We start from the raw sequence: 17,841 nt of genomic DNA, 5'->3' as shown, positions 1-17,841 counted from the left end.
ACATCCGGTGGGGACCGGCGGTCCCGAATCGGGCCCAGCCCGGTCAGAAGCACTGGGTCCGGTCTGTCACCATGGAGTCATGGGTCAGTCCGAAAGCCGTGCGGGTGAGCTTCCCCCGGGGCAGCGGCTACAGCGGGGCTGGCCGGTCACCCACTACGGTCCCGTGCCGCGCTTCAAGCCGGACCGGTGGGAGTTCCGGGTCTTCGGGAACACGGCCGACGGGGACAAACACTGCTGGAACCACGAGGAGTTCTCGGCGCTGCCGTACTCGATCGTGAAGGCCGACTTCCACTGCGTGACGAAGTTCAGCATGGTCGGCATGGAGTGGGGCGGGGTCGCCGCCGCGACGGTACTGCGGCTCGCGCCCCCGGCCCCCGGCGTCACGCACGTGATGGTGTGGGCGGAGTACGGCTTCAGCTCGAATCTCCGGATCGAGGACTTCTCCGACGACAAGTCGATATTCGCCACCCACAAGGGCGGCGAACCGCTGACCGCGGAGCACGGTTTCCCGGCCCGGCTGGTGGTCCCGCACCTCTACGCCTGGAAGGGGCCCAAATGGGTCAGGGGCGTGGAGTACATGACCGCCGACCGCCGCGGCTTCTGGGAGGAGCGCGGCTATCACAACGTCGGCAGCCCCTGGTCGGAGCAGCGCTACTCCTACCAGGAGGAGCCCGGGGACGGCCCGGAGCTCTGACCGCCTGATCAGTGGTACTGGTGGACGACCGCGTGGCCCTTGCCGCGGCCTATCAGCCACTTGTTGACCGGTGTGGTCACGAGGAACGCGACGACGAACGACAGCGCCAGGCTCACCCAGAAGAGTGCGTCCGACAGTGTCGCGTCCATGGCGCCGGGAAAGACGATGATCGTCCCGTTGTCGGCGAGCTCCATGAAGATGATGGAGACGGTGTCGGCGGCGAGCGCGACCCGGAACGCGGCGCGCAGGTCGAGTCCGGCGCGCAGGACCCCGCGCATGGTGAGCGCGTAGCCGAAGGCGAAGGCCAGCACGATGGCCAGGATCATCGTCGGAACGTTGTGCCAGCCGAGCGCGGTGCCGATCAGCATGCCGAGCACCTCGCCGATGGCGCAGCCGGTGAGGCAGTGCAGGGTCGCCGTCGCCGCCATGCGCCAGGACGCGGAGCCGTGGGCGGCATGCCCTTCGTGGCCGGTCTGTGGCTCGTGGTGCGTGTGTTCTTGGTGCGTCGTGTGGTCGTGCTGCATGACGTTCCACCCCCATCAGGAATCGCCGGTTGGTTGCTCTGTAGCCAACCGTATACCCCCAGGGGGTATTCCCGTAAGGGGTTATCCGTCCTGCGGACCGTCCCTCAGCGCCTTCAGGAGCGCCACGTCCGCGGCATGGCCCTCGGGCCCGCCCGGTGTCTCGATGATCAGCGGAACCCCGGCGGTGGCCGGGTGGCGGAACAGCTCGCGGAACGGCTCGGCGCCGATGTGGCCGGCCCCGATGTTCTCGTGCCGGTCCTTGTGGGCGCCGCTCACGTCCTTGGAGTCATTGGCGTGGATCAACTTCAGCCGGCCCTCGCCGACGGTGTCCACCAGCTCGTCGAGCAGCAGCTTCATCCCGCCGGGCGCCGCCATGTCGTGCCCGGCCGCGAAGGCGTGGCAGGTGTCCAGGCAGACCCCGAGCTTCGGATGCCGGTCGAGGGCGTCGGCGTACGGGCCCAGGTCCTCGATCAGCGAGCAGAGCGAAGCGCCCTGGCCCGCGGTCGGCTCCAGCAGCAGCCATGGGTCGTCGTCGTGGGTGAGCTCGTCGAGCAGCGGCAGCATGTGCTCCCGCACCTGTGCCAGGGCGGTCGAGCGGGGCCGCCCGCCCGTCGCGGACCCGGTGTGCACCACCACGCCCAGCGCGCCGATCTCCCGGCCCCGGCGCAGCGAGTGGCGCAGTGATTCCACCGACTTCTCGACCGTCGCCGGGGTGTCCGAGCCGAAGTTGATCAGATACGGGGCGTGGACGTACGCGGGCACCGACCCGGCGGCGCGGCCCGCGCGGAACAGCTCGTCCTGCCGCGGATCGCCGGGCGGGGTGGCCCAGCCGCGCGGGTTGGCCACGAAGACCTGGACGGCCTCGGCCGTCAGCCGCTCGGCGTTGGCCAGCCCGACGGTCGCGAGGCCGCCGGCCACCTGCACATGGCCGCCGACGGGATTGCGGTTCACCGGACCCACACGGTGATCGTGGCGCCCCTGGGCGCCTGCTGGCCCCCCTCCGGCGACTGGCTGAACACGGTGTCGCCGAAGAACGCGTGCATCACCCGGATGTCGAAGCCGGCGTTCTTGAGGATCTGCTTCGCGTCGCCCGCGCTCCTGCCCTTCACATCCGGCACGTCGAAGAGCTGCTGTCCCTTGGAGATCGTGATCGTGACGGTGTCGCCCGCGCCGGCCTGGGTGCCCTTGCCCGGCGTCTGGAGGGCCACCTTGTCCTTGTCGGCCACGTCCGAGAAGACCTTGTCCGGGGCGAGCACGACGGTCAGCCCGGCGTCCTGCAGCGCCTGCTGGGCGTCGGCGACCGAATCCCCGACCACGTCGGGGACATCCACCGGGGCGCCCTTGCTGACGACGATCGACACGACGGCGTCCGGCGAGCGCTTCGTACCGGCCGGCGGGTCCGTGGAGATCACGGCGCCCTTGGGTACGTCCTCCGTGAACTCCTGCGTCACCGTGCCCGGCGTCAGCGCCGCGCCCTTGATCTGCTCCTGCGCCACGGCCAGCGTCTTGCCCGTGACATCGGGTACGTGGACCTCCTGCGGCCCCTTGGAGACGGTCAGCGTGACCTCGGCGTTGCTGCGGACGCGCCGGCCCGGTCCGGGATCGGTGGAGATCACCTGGCCGCGGGGAACGGTGAGGCTGAAGCCGGTGGTGACCTTGGTGTGCAGCCCCGCGTGGTCGAGCTTCTGCTGCGCGTCCGCCTGCGACAGCGCGAGAACGGCCGGGACCTTGGTGAACTGGCCGTCGCTGATGTACCAGACGCCGGCGCCGACCCCGAGGATCAGCAGCGCCGCCACGATCACCGCGAGCACACCGCGCCGCGGGCCGCGCCGGGCGGTACGGTGCCCCGCGGGCCCCGACGGTCCCGGCGGGCCGGCCGGAACCGGCGGCAGCGGCGGCGGAAGCTGGAGAACGCTCGTGCGGTTGAGCTCCTCCTCGGCCGGCAGGACCGGCCGGGAGATGACGCTGGTCTGCTCCTCGTCGCCCGGCGCGCCCTGGGAGTCCTTCAGCCAGCCGGTGCCCGGAACGGCGTCCTGCGGCTCCTGAGCGTCCGGCACCGCCCGCGGCGGCACCAGGTCCAGCTGCTCCTGGCTCAGCGCCTGACGGGTGGTGTGCAGCTGTGCGAGCAGCTCCACGGCGTCGGCGGGCCGCAGCTGCGGGTCACGCGCGGCGGCCCGGCCGACCAGCGCGTCCAGCACGGGCGCCAGCCCGGGGACGGCCTCGGACGGCGCGACGATGTCCTCGTTCAGCACGTGGAAGATCACCTGCATCGGCGTACCGCCGGTGTGCGGCTTCCCGCCGGTCAGCATCTCGTACAGCAGCACGCCGCAGGCGTACACGTCCGTGCGCTGGTCTATGGTGCCGTGCTCGATCTGCTCCGGGGCGAGGTACGAGACCGTGCCCAGCACCGAGCCGGTCGTCACGCTGGTGTTGGTGTCGACCGCCCGGACCAGGCCGAAGTCCACGACCTTCACCCGGCCGTCGTCGCCGATCAGGACGTTCTCCGGCTTCACGTCCCGGTGGATGAGCCCGGCCCGGTGCGCGGCGCCGAGCGCGGCCAGCACCGGCTCCAGGATGTCCAGCGCGGCCCGTGGCTGCAGGGCGCCGCGCTCGCGCAGCACGTCGCGCAGCGTGCAGCCCGCGATGTACTCCATGGCCAGGTACACGAACGTGCCGTCCGTGCCCTGGTCGTACACGCCGACGACATTCGGGTGCGCGAGCCGGGCCACCGCCTTCGCCTCGCGGATGAAGCGGTCGACGAAACCGGCGTCGGCCGCCAGCCCGGGGTGCATCACCTTCAGCGCGAGCACCCGGTCGAGGCGGGTGTCCACAGCCCGGTAGACCGTGGCCATACCGCCGACGGCGATGCGCGCCTCGACCCGGTAGCGGCCATCGAGCGTCTGCCCGACGAGGGGATCCTGCAGGGTCGTATCCACGACACGGAAGTCTACGAGCCGCCGCCGACCCGTCTCGCCGAACGCGGCCGTACTGTGTCCCGCCCGTAGCGATCCGGGACGCAACCGTGACCGTCCGCCCCGGTGGGAGCGCTCCAGGCGGCGGATCGGATCCCGGACCGGGGCCCGGATCCGCCGCCCGGAGCGGGTCGTGGATCAGGTCCCGCTGAAGGCGGGCCGCTCCGGATCGAACGCGGCGACGCCCTCGACGGGGGACGACGCGGCGGCGTACTGCCGGCGGGGGATGCGTCCGGCCCGGAACGCGAGCCGCCCCGCCGCCACCCCGTGCCGCATGGCCTCCGCCATGAGAACCGGCTGCTGGGCGCGGGTCACGGCCGACGCCAGCATGACGGCGGCGCACCCCAGCTCCATGGCGAACGCCGCGTCGGACGCGGTGCCGGCCCCGGCGTCGAGGATGACCGGGACGCCCGCCCGCTCGGTGATCAGCTGGAAGTTGTGCGGATTGCGGATCCCGAGCCCGGAGCCGATCGGCGACCCCAGCGGCATGATCGCCGCGCAGCCGACGTCCTCCAGCTTGCGGGCGAGCACCGGATCGTCGTTGGTGTAGGGCAGGACGGTGAATCCGTCGTCGACCAGCGTCTCGGCGGCGTCCAGCAGCTCGACGGTGTCGGGCAGCAGGGTGCGCTCGTCGGCGATGACCTCGAGCTTGACCCAGTCGGTGCCCAGCGCCTCGCGGGCCAGCCGCGCGGTGAGGACGGCCTCGCCGGCGGTGAAGCAGCCGGCTGTGTTCGGCAGGACCCGGATGCCGTGCCGGCCCAGCACGGAGAGCACGGAGCCCTTCGTCGCCGGGTCGAGGCGGCGCATCGCCACCGTGGTGAGTTCGGTACCGGAGGCGAGCAGCGCCTGTTCGAGGATCTCCAGGCTGGGCGCACCACCGGTGCCCATGATCAGCCGGGAGGTGAAGGGGACGCCGGCGATGCGCAGGGTGTCGTCGGCGGCACCGGCCGTGTGCGGGGGGTGCGGCACGGGATCAGCCTCCCTGGACGGCGGTGAGGACCTCGACGCGGTCGCCGTCGGCGAGTGCGGTGGTGGTCCAGCGGCTGCGGGGGACGACGGTCTCGTTGAGAGCGGCGGCGACGCCCGAGGGGGCGGCGGTCAGGGAGGCGACGAGCCGGTCGAGGGTCAGGCCCTCGGTGATCTCGCGGGCCTCACCGTTGACGGAGACGGTCATGCGGGCTGCTCCTGAAGCGTGAAGCGTGCGGGGGAGAAGGGCCGGGCCGACTCCGGCACCGAGCCCGTCGTGAGCAGCTCGGCCATGATGTCGCCGGTCACCGGGGTCAGCAGCACACCGTTGCGGTGGTGGCCGGTGGCCAGCAGCAGACCGGGCAGCGCGCTGCGGCCGAGCAGCGGGGCGTTGTCGGGGGAGCCGGGGCGCAGGCCCGCGAGGGTCTCCACCAGCGGCAGTTCGGTGAGCCCCGGCACCAGTTCGTGGGCGTCGCGCAGCAGTTCGTAGACGCCGCCCGCGGTGACCGTGGTGTCCCAGCCGAGTTCCTCGCTGGTCGCGCCCACGACGAGCTCGCCGTTCTCGCGCGGCACGAGATACACCTGGCCGCCGCGCACCACGGCCCGCACCGTGCGGGAGAGGAACGGCGCGTAGCCCGGTGGGATGCGCAGCCGCAGGATCTGCCCCTTGACCGGGCGGACCGGCGGCAGGGCGTGCTCGGGGATGCCCGGCAGACCGCCGCTGCGGCTGCCCGCCGCGAGCACGGTCTGCTCGGCGGCGAGCACGGTGCCGTCGTCCAGCACCGCGCCGGTGGCGTGGTCCCGGACGGTCTCGATCCGGGCCACCGAACTCCGGTGCAGTGCCACGCCCGCGAGTTCGGCCGCGCGCAGCAGCGCGGCGGCCAGCCGGCGCGGATCGACCTGGTGGTCGCCGTCGACACGCAGTCCGCCTCGCACACCGGGCGCCAGCATCGGCTCCAGCCGGCGGCACTCCCGGCCGGACAGCCACTCGGACTGCAGGCCCAGCGACGTCTGGAAGGCGTGCAGTTCGCGCAGGTCGGCGCGGTCGTCGGCGTCCAGGGCGACGGCGAGCGTGCCGCACCGCCGGTAGCCGAGGCCCAGCCCGGTGGCGTCCTCCAGCTCGGCGGCGAAGGACGGATAGCGGCGGGCCGACGCGAGGTTGAGGTCGAGCAGCGTCTGCTCGCCGTACTGCAGCTCGGTGACGGCGGCCAGCATGCCGGCCGCGACATGCGCGGCACCGCCGCCCGGCGCCGGGTCGGCGACCGCGGTGCGCAGCCCGCGCTGCGCGGCGCGCCAGGCCGTGACGAGTCCGATGATTCCGCCGCCCACGACCAGTACGTCGTAGCGGTGGCGAGATGGATGCATGAGTGTCCCGCTCCTCCCTTCGCCGGCATGACCCGGATCAGGTTCGTACGGTCGGCGGCCGGTCAGCCGCCCTCTCAGCCCGGTACGTCCGGACTCCCGCGAGTGCGTTAGCCCCGCCACCCTAGTACGCGGGCCCGAACGGCGGTAAGGGAGCACCGTTCGGGCGGGAGGGGAGTGCGGAGACAGGGGGATCGGATTTCGCACTGGTGGCCTGCCGGTAATCAATGGGGCGTTACGGTGATCGTGTGAGCCAGCCAAGCGCCGAGCGCGCAGTGATCGTCGGGGCCGGGATGGCCGGAGTGCAGACCGCTGTGTCGTTGCGGGAACAGGGGTGGCGCGGCGACATCACGCTGATCGGCGCCGAGCCGCACGCACCGTACGACCGCCCGCCGCTGTCCAAGTCCGTACTCCTCGGCACGGCCGAGGGCTCGCCCTTCGACGTGGACTTCAACGGCCTCGGCGTCGAGTTGCTGCTCGGCCGGCACGTGAGCGCGCTGAGCGCCGCGGAACGGCACGTGGTCACCGAAGAGGGCCTGGTCCGGTACGACCGGCTGGTGCTCGCCACCGGCGCCCACCCGGTGGCACTGCCCGGCAGCGAGGGCATCCCGGGCGTCTTCATGCTGCGCACCCTGGACGACGCCGCCGAGCTGCGGCCGGTGCTCGACGAGAAGCGCGACGTCGTCGTGGTCGGGGCGGGCTGGATCGGCGCGGAGTTCGCCACGGCGGCCCGCCAGGCGGGCTGCGCGGTGACCGTCGTCGAGGCGGCCGACCGGCCGCTGGCCGGAGTCCTGCCGGGCTCCGTCACCGACCACATGCGCGGCTGGTACGCGGACGCGGGCGCCGAACTGATCACCGGGACCGCGGTAGCGGCCGTCGAGCCCGGCGCGGTGCTGCTCGCCGACGGGAGGCGGCTGCGGGCCGGGGCCGTCGTCGTCGGCATCGGCGCCCGGCCGGCCACCGGCTGGCTGGCGGGCTCCGGCGTCGAGCTGGGACCGGACCGCTCCGTGCTGGCCGACGACCGGCTGCGGACCTCCGTCGCCGATGTCTTCGCGGTGGGGGACTGCGCGTCCTTCCCGTCCGCGCGCTTCGGCGAGCGGCTGCTCGTCCACCACTGGGACAACGCGGTCCAGGGGCCGCGCGCCGCCGCCGCCAATGTGCTGGGCGGCGACGAGGTCTACGACCCGGTCCCGTACTTCTGGTCCGAGCAGTTCGGCCGTTTCGTGCAGTACGCGGGGCACCACTCCGCCACCGACACGATGCTGCTGCGCGGCGACCTGACCGGGCCCGCCTGGTCCGTCTGCTGGCTGCGGGACGGCGTGCTCGCGGCGCTGCTCGCGGTCGGCCGCCCGCGCGACCTGGCTCAGGGCCGCAAGCTCATCGAACGCGGCGCCCATCTCGACCCGGGCCTCGTCACCGACCCCGCGGTCCCGCTCAAGACCGCGGTACAGGCCACCCCCGGCAACAGCCCCGCGGGCGTCTGAGGCCAAAACCGGGCCTGCGCGTCAATTGTGGTCAAACCGTCAGGCCCGGCGGCGGCGAACCGGTACGCGGGTGCCCGTCAGGGATGGCACGCTTGTCCCGTGACCGAGATCGACGCAACGATTGATGCCCTCGTACCTTCCTGGCTGAACCTCCCCGAGGTCGCCGAGCGACTGGGTGTGCCCATCACCCGGGTCCGCCCGATGATCAAGGAGAAGCTGTTCCTGGCGATCCGCCGCGGTGAGAACCGGGTCCTGATGGTCCCCGCCGACTTCATCGGCGAGGGAAGCATCGTCAAGGGGCTGCCCGGCCTGCTGACGGTCCTCAAGGACAACGGCTTCAGCGACGAAGAGGTGCTGGAGTGGCTGTTCACCGCGGACCCGACGCTGCCCGGCACGCCCATCCAGGCACTGAAGGAGAACCGCGGGACCGAGGTGAAGCGCCGCGCCCAGGCGCTCGCCTTCTAGATCCCCTCAGCCGCCTGCCCGCAGGCCCGTAACGCAGCCAGGACCCGCAGCACCGAGGGGGAGCGCACCATGACCACGCCGAACACCGTCCGTGAGCGGTTCGCCGACGCCCGGCTGTACCTGTGCACCGACGCCAGGACCGGGCGGGGCGACCTGGCCGAGTTCGCGGACGCGGTGCTCGGCTCGGACGTCGACGTCATCCAGCTGCGCGCCAAGGGGATCGAGGCCCGCGACGAGCTGGACGCGCTCGCGGTCCTGGCCGACGCGTGCCGCCGGCACGGAAAACTGCTCGCGGTGAACGACCGGGCGGATGTCGCGCACGCGTCGGGCGCGGACGTGCTGCACCTGGGGCAGGGCGACCTGCCGGTACCCGCCGCCCGCGCGATCCTGGGCGAGGACGTGGTCATCGGACGGTCCTGCCACGCGGAGTCCGAGGCCGCGGCGGCCGCCGCGGAGCCCGGTGCGGACTACTTCTGCACCGGACCGGTCTGGCCCACCCCGACCAAGCCCGGCCGGCACGCGCCGGGCCTGGACCTGGTGCGGTACGCGGCCTCGCTGGAGACCGACCGGCCCTGGTTCGCGATCGGCGGGATCGACCTGGCCAACGTCGAGCAGGTGCTGGAGGCCGGGGCCCGGCGGATCGTCGTCGTCCGGGCGATCACCGAGGCCGACGACCCGGCCGCCGCGGCGGCCGCACTGGCGAAGATCGTCACCTCGTACGACGGCTGACCCCTCCCCCTGATGCGCCCCGCCACGGCCCGGTCACGCTCTGACCGATCGTGATCGGCCACCGGGTGTCCGACAGGCGTCCACTCCGTACCCCGCGCGTCACCAGCGCGTGTCCAAAGGATGGACGAGGGTGGGGCGCAAGCGGATAAATCGCCCGTCCTGGTTACGGGCGGTCGCGAGGCGCGGATACCCTTCGGGTATGGCCCTTGGGACAGCTTCCACCCGGACCGATCACGCGGTCACCATTCGTGAACTTCTCGCGTCCGGCGAGCGGTCGTATTCGTTCGAGTTCGCCGCGCCGAAGACCGAGAAGGGCGAGCGGACGCTCTGGAACGCCATCCGCCGCATCGAGGCGGTAGGGCCGACCTTCGTGTCCGTGACCTACGGAGCCGGCGGATCGTCCCGTGAGGGCACCGTCCGCGCCACCGACCGGATCGTCTCCGACACCACCCTGACCCCGGTCGCGCACCTGACGGCGGTCAACCACTCGATCGCCGAGCTGCGCAACATCATCGGGCAGTACGCCGACGCCGGGATCCGGAACATCCTCGCGGTGCGCGGCGACCCGCCCGGCGACCCGCTCGGCGAGTGGGTCAAGCACCCCCAGGGCCTGCTGTACGCCGCCGACCTGGTCCGGCTCATCAAGGAGTCCGGCGACTTCTGCGTCGGCGTCGCGGCATTCACCGAGATGCACCCGCGCTCCAGCGACTGGGAGTCCGACACCCGGAACTTCGTCGACAAGTGCCGCGCCGGGGCCGACTTCGCGATCACCCAGATGTTCTTCGACGCGGACGACTACTTCCGGCTGCGTGACCGGGTGGCCGCCGCCGGCTGCACGACCCCGATCATTCCCGAGGTCATGCCGGTCACCAACGTGCGACAGATCGAGCGCTTCGCTCAGCTCGGCAACGCGCCTTTCCCGCCGGAGCTGGCGGACCGTATCCTCGCGGTGAAGGACGATCCGGCGGCGGTGCGGGCGATCGGCATCGAGTTCACGACCGAGATGTGCCGGCGCCTGATGGCCGAGGACATCCCCGGACTCCACTTCATTACTCTTAACCACTCCACGGCGTCGCTGGAAATCTACGAGAATCTCGGTCTGCACCAGAGGTCGTGACCGCTCGTAAGGTGAGGAAGTGCGGACATGGGCTACACGCTGCTCTACATCGCGTTCGGCGTGGTCGCGCTGTGGCTGCTCGGTGAGGTGCTGCTGCAGTACAAGGCGCGGCTGCGCTGGCGGCTGCTCGCCTTCGCGGGATTCCTGGGAGTCGTCGGGGGTGTCTCGCTCCGCAACGCCATCGTCATCGCGGTCGGCGCCATCGCGTTCGGCACCGGCCAGACGTTCGTGACGATGTCCTACCGGCAGGGCTTCTCCACCGGCTGGGCGCTCGGCGGCAGCCCCGGCTCCAGCCGCCGCCGCAAGGGCACCCGCGGTGCGGGCGCCGGGGCGGGCGAGCCCGTCCTCGAGGTCAGCCCCATCGAGGAGGTGTCCGAGGGACCCGAACTGGCGACGGTCTACCAGGCGATGCCGGTGCTCGACGACACCGGCGAGTACGGGATCTACGACGGCCAGTCGTCCTACACCCCCGACCCGTACACCAGCGGTGGCTACGAGGGCTACGGCGCCCAGGGCTACGAGGGCTGGGGCGGTGGCGGCGAGCAGCAGCCGCAGCCCGCGGCGGCGGACGCGTACGCCTGGGGCGGTCAGCAGGACTACGACCCCGCCTACGCGGCTCCGTACCAGGACCCGGGCCAGCAGCAGTACACCCCGCAGTACGACCACGAGTTCGGCTACGACACGCCGCCCGGCGGTGTCTGGGTCCCGCAGCAGCAGTCCACCGAGCCGCAGTTCAACGAGCCGCAGCAGCAGGCGTACATCCCGCAGCAGCCCCAGCAACCGCAGTACGAGCAGTCGCAGTACGCGGATCCGTACGACCCCTACCGCTACTAGGGCGCGTGCCAGGCGTCGTGGGCCAGGCGGGACTTTCGCAACACGCCCTGGGACCGCTGCTCGGTCCTGACCGGTCCTGGGCGGATGGCCCTAGCGGCTGCCGCCCGGGCCGCCCGCGATCAGGTCCGCGACGATCGCGCCCGACATGCCGGCGTGCGCCAGGCCGCCGCCGGGGTGCGACCAGCCGCCCACGGAGTACAGCCCGGGGACGGCGGAGCGGTTGGCCGGGTGGAGATGCAGACCGCCCGCGCCCGCCAGGGCGGGGCCGGGCACCGCGCCGCCCGGGGCGCCGGTCTCCCGTTCGGTGTCGGCGGGGGTGCGCACCTCACGCCACAACTCCCGCTCGCGCAGACCCGGAACGGCCGCCTCTGCGGCCTTCACGACCCGCTCGGCGAAGCCCGCGGCGGCGCCGGGCGCCGCCCAGTCCGCCCCGCCGGCCGTCGTCGCCACGGTGACCTGGAGGGTCACCGCCTCGTGCGACGCGTCGGGGACCGTCGACGGGTCGTCGGGACGCAGCACCGTCACGGTCGGGGAGTCGCAGGGCCCGGCGCCGGAGAAGACGGACTCCCACTCCGCGCGGCCGTCCGCCGCGTGCACCACGGTGCGGTGTGCGGTGCCCGCCGGCCGGGGACCCCGCAGCGCCAGGCACACCACGAACCTGCCGGGCATGCCTCCTGCGGCGTGGGGCTCCCCGGGAGCGGGCAGCGGGGCTCCCGCGACCACCGTGTCCGCGTCGATCCGCCGCCCGTCGGCGAGGTCGAGACCGCAGGCCCGGCCGTCCTCCGCGGTCCTGACCCCGAGGACCTCGGCGCCGAAGTGGAACTCGACCTTGCGCGCCAGGCACCGCTCGTACACCGCGTCGGCGAGGGCCCGCATACCGCCGCTCACGTACCAGGCGCCGAAGGTCTGCTCCATGTACGGCAGCACGGTGGCGCTCGCCGGGACGGTGCGCGGGTCGAAGCCGTACGCGAGGGCGTAACTCGTCAGCAGGGCGGCCGCCCTGGGGTCGGCCAGCTCGCGTTCGGCGACGGAGGCGAGGGACGGGGCGCCGCGGCGGAACAGCCCGCGCCGCACGGCGGGGTAGGGGTCGCGGCCCAGCGGGGTGGTGTCGGTCGCCAAGGCGTCCTCCAGGAGCGGGCGGCGGGTGGCCTCCCAGACCTCGCGGGCCCGGCCGGTCACCTCGCTCCAGCGCTCACCGGCGCCCGCGCCGAACGCGCCGTCCAGCGCGCTGATGACGCCCGCGCGGGTGGCGTTCGGCAGCGACACGGCCGTGCCGTCCGGGAAGAGATGCCGGCTCGCCGGATCGACCTGCGCCAGGCCGACGCGGCTCTCCAGCGGTTCCTTGCCGGTCTTGACGAACAGATCGCGGTAGACGGCGGGCAGTTGGAGCAGACCAGGGCCGGTGTCGAAGGTGAAGCCGTCCCGGGCGATCCTTCCGACGGCTCCGCCGTACGTCGCCGAGCGCTCGTAGACCGCCACCCGGTGGCCGCCGACGGCCAGCCGGGCCGCCGTCGCCATTGCGCCCATACCCGCGCCGATTACCGCGATCCGTGCCATGTCAGGGACTGTATCGGGCGGCACCGACAGCGCCGTCCGGCAGGTCGTCTCAGGTCGGTGCGACCAGCCGCTTCTCCGCGCGCCGGGCCTTCCAGCGGCGCAGGAAGCGGCGGATCCGGGAGAACAGGAAGACGACCGTGATGATGCCGAGCACCAGTATCGTGCCCGCGATGATCGCGGCGGCGAGCGGATGGAAGAGCGCGAAGACGATGATCGCGGAGACACCGAGGTCCTCGGCGAGGCTGAGGACGATGTTGCTGGCCGGTTCGGGCGAGGTGTTGACCGCTATCCGCGTACCGGCCTTGACGAGGTGGCTGGCGAGCGCCGTCGAGCCGCCGATCGCGGCGGCGGCCAGCTCCGGCAGCGAACCGTTCTGCCCGGCGAGCAGCGCCGCGACCACCGCTCCGGCGACCGGGCGGATGACGGTGTGCACCACGTCCCACGCCGAGTCCACGAACGGGATCTTGTCGGCGACGGCCTCGCACAGGAACAGCACCCCGGCCACGATCAGCACATCGGGCCGCTCCAGGGACGCGGGTACCTCGTCGGTGACCCCGGTCGCGCCCATCAGGCCGAGCAGGAACACCACGGCGTAGGCGTTGATCCCGCTCGCCCAGCCGCTGGTGAACACGAGCGGAAGTACCGACATGGTCCGGATCGTAGCGAACCGTCCACAGGGCGCGGAGGCGAAACCACGCAGTTATGAGTACTGGTACCTAGACGAAGACTTGAGTAGGAGCGCGGATGGGCCGCGGCCCCCGTTCGGGGGAAGGTAGGGGCACGGACGGGCGCGGTGCCGGTACCGCCGACACGGGGCGGCGGAGCAGGGGCGGCCCGGACGCAACGGGGGTGCACGGGTAGCGCTGTTCTGGCACGGTCCGAAGGGGGATCGGGACGTGCCAGAACAGCGCTCACTCATGTCCGCTCAACCATCTCGTACCGTCAGGTCCGCCGTGAGTCGCCGCTGACCCGGCCCTGCAGCAGCCGGGACAGGGCGGAGTGCACGTCGTCGATACTGCGGTGCGACTGGAACGCCTGCCAGTCCAGGGCGGCGACCAGCACCATCCCGAAGAGCGCTGACGCGGTGAGCGGTACGTCGATCTCGTCGCTGAGCTCCCCGTTGTCCACCGCCTCGCGCAGCACCTTCTCCACCACCGCGACCGCCTCCTGGCGGACCAGCATCAGCGTGTCCTGCCAGGCGCGGTTGGTCCGCCACAGCTCGGCGACGTACAGCTGGGTGAAGGACGGGTAGCGGGCGATGAACGCCAGCCCGGCCCGGATCTGCGCGTCCAGCGCGTCGACCCGGGTGCCGCCGCGCGCCGCCACCTCGTCGGCGGCGTCCCGCAGCGAGACGGTGAGCAGCCCGACGCCGTGCTGGAGCAGCTGCTCGAACAATTCGTTCTTGCTGGCGAAGTTGTAGTAGACGGTGCCCTTGGCGACGCCGGCCCGCTCGGCGATCTCCTCCACCGTGGTGGCGGAGAAGCCCTGCTCGGCGATGAGTGTGACGGCGGCCTCGTAGAGCTTCTGCCGCGTGGCCTGACGACGTGCGGTGGTCATGGCGTCGATTGTCCCTGCCCGGGACGGCCCCGGCTCACAGGGTCAGCTCCGGGTGCAGCCGGTCCACGGTCCACACCTGCTTGGCGCGGGCGGTCAGGGTGGTGAGCGCCAGTGCGGCGCCGGTGAAGGCGAGGAGCACCAGGCAGGCCCGCCAGACCGGCCAGAGGTCGCCGCCGGTGATCAGGTGGCGGAGCCCCTCGACGACGTAGCTCATGGGCAGGAACGGGTGGATGGCACCGAAGAAGCCGGGGCTGGTCTGCACCGGATAGGTGCCGCCCGCCGAGGTCAGCTGCAGCATCAGCATCGCCAGGGTGAGCACCCGTCCGGCCGGGCCGAACCGGGCGCCCAGGAACTGGATGATGGCGGCGAAGCAGCCCGCGGCCAGCAGCAGGAAGCCGATCGTGCCGGCGGCGCGGGCCATCTGCAGCCCGACCACCCAGTGCAGCACCGACATCAGCGCCAGCACCTGCGCCACCCCGACCGCGGCCACCGGCAGCCAGCCAGCCAGCGCTATCCGCCAGGACGCGGCCCCGGCGGCGAGCGCCCGGCGGTTCATCGGCTGGAAGAGCATGTAGCCGACCATCGCGCCGACCCACAGAGAGAGCGGGATGAAGTACGGGGCGAGCCCCTCGCCGTAGTTGGACGCCTGGTGCAGGGACTGCGAGGCGAGCTGTACGGGGTCGGCCATCACCGCGGTGCGCGCGTCGCGCTCCTGGGCGTCGTAGTCCGGGATCTTGTCGACGCCCTCGTGCAGACCGGTGGCGAGCTGCCCGCTGCCGGTGGAGAGCTGCGTCAGACCGGTGGTGAGGCGGTTGCTGCCGGTGGCGAGCTGGTACATGCCGCCGCTGAGGGTGTCGGCGCCCTGGGAGAGGGTGCCGATGCCCTTGTCGAGGGTGCGGGCGCCGCCGGCCGCCGTGTGGGCGCCCGAGGCGACCTGGTGGGCCCCGGTGTTGAGCCGGTTGATGTCCTTCACTGCGCCGTTGATGTCCGAGGACAGGTGCGGCGCGGCGGCGGCCAGTTCCTGGGCGTAGTCGTGCAGCTTGCCCAGGTCGGTGGCGAGCTGGTCGAACGACGCCGGGCCGCTGACCTGCGCTTTGAGCCGCTCGGCCAGTGTCGCGGCCTCGGCCGCCTTGTCCGCGGCGCGCTTCAGCGCGACGCAGTCTCCGGTGGCGGGGGTTGCGGCGCACTGCTTCGTGTACTGCTGCCGTACGAGGTCGGCGGCGGTCCTGGACGCCTTGGCGGCGTCCGGTGCCAGCGCGGCGATCGTGTCCAGATGGTCCTTGATCGCCTGCGATCCGTCGGCGACGACCCGGGAGACCTCGCCGATCTCCCGGGTGTGGGCCTTCACGAACGCGATCTTGTCGGAGGCGCCGTTCACCGCGTCCACGAGCCGCTGGGTGCCGGACGCGACCTGGCCCGCGCCGGAGTCGAGCGTGGTGAGACCGGTGGCCAGGTCGCCGCTGCCCTTCCTGGCGTCCTTGAGGCCCGCGGCGAGCCGGCCCGCGCCCTGCTCGGCCTTGCGGATGCCGGAGCCGAGCTCCTTCGAGCCCTGCTCGGCGCTGCCCGCGCCGCCGGCCACGTCGGACGCGCCCTTCGCGGCCTGCTGCGTCTTGTCGTGCAGATCGGCGAACGACACGAAGATCCGGTCGTAGAAGCCGCGCGAGGCGCCGGCCGAGGTGGCCGCCCTGACCTGCGAGAACACACTGCGGGAGATCTGCCCGACGATGTAGTTGTTGGAGTCGTTGGTGCGCACCTGCAGGGCGCCGGTCTCCGGGTGGCTGCCCGAGCTGGACGCGATCCGCTCGCTGAAGTCGGCGGGGATGGTGAGCGTCAGGTAGTACGAGCCGTTCTCCAGGCCCTTCGTGGCGTCGGCGGGGTCCGTCTCCTGCCAGTCGAAGGTGGCCGTGTCGTGCAGCTTGGCGGCGAGTTCGTCGCCCGCCGCGATCTTCTTGCCGCCGGCGGTCGCGCCGCGGTCGGCGTTCACCAGGGCGACGGGGATCTTGTCGAGCCGCCCGTACGGATCCCAGAAGGACCACAGGTACAGGGCGCCGTAGAGCAGCGGCAGCAGCAGGAGGGCGGCCATGGCCGCCCGCGGCAGCCGGCCCCGGCCGAACTTCTTCAGCTCAAGCGCGGCGAGCTTCGGTGCGCGCATCGACAGCCACCTCTTCGGTCTCTTCGGTCGCGTCGGCGGTCCGGTCGGTGGTCAGGTCGGCGGTGGTGTCCTGTGCGGTCCCGGTGGCCCGGGTGGGGACCACGAGCGCGTCCCCGGGCGCCCTGGTGCAGACGCCGAGGACGGTGGTGCCCGCGTCGGCGACCGAGCGCAGCATCGACCAGGCCAGCTCGCGGTCGGTGTCGCCGAGCTTGTGGTCGACGTCGTCGATCCCGAGCACCTGCGGGCGTGGCAGCAGTGCGAGGGCGACGCCCAGCCGCAGTGCCTCCAGCCGTTCCAGATCGCGTACGGCCGTCCGCTCGCCCTTCACCAGCGAGTCCAGGTCGAGCCCCGAGGCCTTGAGGGCCGCCGCCACATCGGCGCGGTCGCGCGCGGCGCGGGAGGCGAACCTGCGCTGCAGCAGCACCCTCTCGCGCAGATGCTCGGCGACGGTGAGGGCCGGTTCGAGGGCGGAGATGCCGTCGACGGGACCGAGAGCACTGATCCGGCGTACAGCGGGCATGCGCCGGGGGAGGGGGTGTCCGTGGACCTCCGCCTGTCCCTCGGTGGCCTTCATGCGGCCGGTGAGCGCCAGCATCAGGCAGGTGCGGCCGGTGCCCGACGGGCCCTCGACGGCGATCAGCGTGCCGGCGGGCGCGCTGAACGACACCTCCCCGAACACCCGCCCACGCGGGCCGCGCAGCCCGTACCCCTCCGCGGTGATCACGAGTCACTCTCCTCTTTTGAACTGACTGGTCAGTACAAAAGACAAGTATGCAGCATCGCGGGGAGGGGCCCGCCGCAGGGGTGGGCGAACACCTGTGCTAAGGGCATTTCCGCAGGTCAGGGCCGATTGTCAGTGGTGTGCCCCACTATGTGTCGTACGAAGACAGGAGGCTCGTCATGGCTGCTCACGTAAGCGACATCCATCCCGTGCTGCGCCGTGCGGCGGCTCCGCCCGCCGCGCTCGACCTGCTCACCCAGGCCCACCTCGGACTCGACGAGGCGGCCGTCCTGGAAACCCCCAACGAGCGCTACGCCACCGCCCACCTCGCCGCACTGCGGACCGCCGCCGCGGTGCTGGCCGTGCGGGGCCGGCCCGAGCCGGGCCCCAGGCGGCGACAGCGGATACGCAGCGCCTGGGAGGTGCTGCCCGAAGTCGCGCCGGAGCTCAGCGAATGGAGCGCCATGTTCGAGTACGGCGCCCGCCGCCGGGCGCGCGCCGAAGCCGGCATCGAGGGCGCCGCCACCTGGCGGGACGCGGACGATCTGCTGCGCGCCGCCGGCATGTTCCTGCGCCTGGTGGAACGGATGCTGGTGCTCCAGCCCACCCTGCCCGCTGAACTGCGCGACGGCCTGCCGCCCGCCCTGCCGCAGCAGAAGGCCAATTGATCGGCCATGGGGTACCGCACGGATAGAGTGAAGTCGCTC

The 17,841-nt window shown here is 72.4% G+C and carries 18 protein-coding genes and 1 riboswitch; of the genes, 7 read left to right on the top strand and 11 right to left on the bottom strand.

Annotated features, from left to right (window positions below; all coding sequences use genetic code 11):
- The first annotated feature begins 79 nt into the window (after window positions 1-79).
- A complete protein-coding gene (locus tag C8250_RS14320; RefSeq protein ID WP_138356168.1) occupies window positions 80-694 on the top strand; it encodes a sulfite oxidase-like oxidoreductase in 615 nt (204 codons plus the stop codon).
- Between the two features lie 8 nt (window positions 695-702).
- Here the strand turns inward: C8250_RS14320 and C8250_RS14315 are convergent, their stop codons facing one another.
- The 6 genes from C8250_RS14315 to thiO form a co-directional block, all read right to left on the bottom strand.
- The gene (locus C8250_RS14315; RefSeq protein WP_138356167.1) at window positions 703-1,218 is read right to left on the bottom strand and encodes a DUF4396 domain-containing protein; all 516 of its coding nucleotides are present in this window, start codon (window positions 1,216-1,218) and stop codon (window positions 703-705) included.
- An 81-nt stretch (window positions 1,219-1,299) separates the two neighbouring features.
- Window positions 1,300-2,178: a deoxyribonuclease IV gene (locus tag C8250_RS14310; protein ID WP_187144836.1), complete on the bottom strand. Its 879-nt coding sequence runs from the start codon at window positions 2,176-2,178 to the stop codon at window positions 1,300-1,302.
- Window positions 2,166-4,154 (bottom strand): Stk1 family PASTA domain-containing Ser/Thr kinase, encoded by a 1,989-nt coding sequence (gene pknB, locus C8250_RS14305; RefSeq protein WP_138356166.1) that lies wholly within the window; start codon window positions 4,152-4,154, stop codon window positions 2,166-2,168. The genes C8250_RS14310 and pknB overlap by 13 nt, the downstream gene beginning before the upstream one ends.
- Before the next feature lie 174 nt (window positions 4,155-4,328).
- Window positions 4,329-5,117 (bottom strand): thiazole synthase, encoded by a 789-nt coding sequence (locus C8250_RS14300; RefSeq protein ID WP_203674427.1) that lies wholly within the window; start codon window positions 5,115-5,117, stop codon window positions 4,329-4,331.
- Window positions 5,118-5,163: 46 nt separating this feature from the next.
- Window positions 5,164-5,364, bottom strand: a complete 201-nt coding sequence (thiS, locus tag C8250_RS14295; protein WP_138356164.1) for a sulfur carrier protein ThiS — start codon at window positions 5,362-5,364, stop codon at window positions 5,164-5,166.
- On the bottom strand, window positions 5,361-6,521 hold the full coding sequence (gene thiO / locus C8250_RS14290; protein ID WP_138356163.1) for a glycine oxidase ThiO: 1,161 nt from the start codon (window positions 6,519-6,521) through the stop codon (window positions 5,361-5,363). Before thiO ends, thiS begins: the two co-directional genes overlap by 4 nt.
- A riboswitch (TPP riboswitch) is annotated at window positions 6,518-6,631 on the bottom strand. Its footprint overlaps the gene before it by 4 nt.
- A gap of 114 nt (window positions 6,632-6,745) precedes the next feature.
- Here thiO and C8250_RS14285 point away from each other — a divergent pair.
- The 5 genes from C8250_RS14285 (at window position 6,746) to C8250_RS14265 (ending at window position 11,147) form a co-directional block, all read left to right on the top strand.
- On the top strand, window positions 6,746-8,002 hold the full coding sequence (locus tag C8250_RS14285) for an FAD-dependent oxidoreductase (RefSeq protein WP_138356162.1): 1,257 nt from the start codon (window positions 6,746-6,748) through the stop codon (window positions 8,000-8,002).
- Window positions 8,003-8,101: 99 nt separating this feature from the next.
- Window positions 8,102-8,467, top strand: a complete 366-nt coding sequence (locus C8250_RS14280) for an Rv2175c family DNA-binding protein (RefSeq protein ID WP_138356161.1) — start codon at window positions 8,102-8,104, stop codon at window positions 8,465-8,467.
- Window positions 8,468-8,536: 69 nt separating this feature from the next.
- Window positions 8,537-9,196, top strand: coding sequence for a thiamine phosphate synthase (gene thiE / locus C8250_RS14275; protein WP_138356160.1), 660 nt, complete (start codon window positions 8,537-8,539; stop codon window positions 9,194-9,196).
- Between the two features lie 199 nt (window positions 9,197-9,395).
- On the top strand, window positions 9,396-10,313 hold the full coding sequence (metF, locus tag C8250_RS14270; protein WP_138356159.1) for a methylenetetrahydrofolate reductase [NAD(P)H]: 918 nt from the start codon (window positions 9,396-9,398) through the stop codon (window positions 10,311-10,313).
- Between the two features lie 27 nt (window positions 10,314-10,340).
- On the top strand, window positions 10,341-11,147 hold the full coding sequence (locus C8250_RS14265) for a hypothetical protein (protein ID WP_138356158.1): 807 nt from the start codon (window positions 10,341-10,343) through the stop codon (window positions 11,145-11,147).
- Window positions 11,148-11,237: 90 nt separating this feature from the next.
- On the opposite strand, the gene C8250_RS14260 is transcribed toward C8250_RS14265, so the two are convergent.
- The 5 genes from C8250_RS14260 to C8250_RS14240 all read right to left on the bottom strand — a co-directional run bounded on the left by C8250_RS14260 (window position 11,238) and on the right by C8250_RS14240 (window position 17,137).
- A complete protein-coding gene (locus C8250_RS14260) occupies window positions 11,238-12,704 on the bottom strand; it encodes an NAD(P)/FAD-dependent oxidoreductase (protein ID WP_138356157.1) in 1,467 nt (488 codons plus the stop codon).
- 49 nt (window positions 12,705-12,753) lie between these two features.
- Window positions 12,754-13,353 carry a DUF4126 domain-containing protein gene (locus C8250_RS14255; protein ID WP_138356156.1) on the bottom strand — a complete coding sequence of 200 codons (600 nt, stop codon included), beginning with the start codon at window positions 13,351-13,353 and terminating at the stop codon, window positions 12,754-12,756.
- 293 nt (window positions 13,354-13,646) lie between these two features.
- Entirely contained in the window at window positions 13,647-14,270 is a 624-nt protein-coding gene (locus C8250_RS14250) for a TetR family transcriptional regulator (protein WP_187145284.1), read from the bottom strand.
- A 25-nt stretch (window positions 14,271-14,295) separates the two neighbouring features.
- Complete coding sequence (locus C8250_RS14245; protein WP_138356154.1) at window positions 14,296-16,413, bottom strand: YhgE/Pip domain-containing protein; 2,118 nt, start codon at window positions 16,411-16,413, stop codon at window positions 14,296-14,298.
- On the bottom strand, window positions 16,385-17,137 hold the full coding sequence (locus tag C8250_RS14240) for an ATP-binding cassette domain-containing protein (RefSeq protein ID WP_138356153.1): 753 nt from the start codon (window positions 17,135-17,137) through the stop codon (window positions 16,385-16,387). Before C8250_RS14240 ends, C8250_RS14245 begins: the two co-directional genes overlap by 29 nt.
- Before the next feature lie 176 nt (window positions 17,138-17,313).
- Here C8250_RS14240 and C8250_RS14235 point away from each other — a divergent pair, with 176 nt between their 5' ends.
- Entirely contained in the window at window positions 17,314-17,802 is a 489-nt protein-coding gene (locus C8250_RS14235; RefSeq protein ID WP_164296269.1) for an SAV_6107 family HEPN domain-containing protein, read from the top strand.
- Window positions 17,803-17,841: the final 39 nt, after the last annotated feature.

Origin of the sequence: Streptomyces sp. So13.3, from assembly GCF_005860785.2 — a bacterium.
Classification (GTDB): domain Bacteria; phylum Actinomycetota; class Actinomycetes; order Streptomycetales; family Streptomycetaceae; genus Actinacidiphila; species Actinacidiphila fildesensis.
Note: the sequence above shows the minus strand (reverse complement) of the source record. Positions and strands in the feature narration are given on the sequence as shown.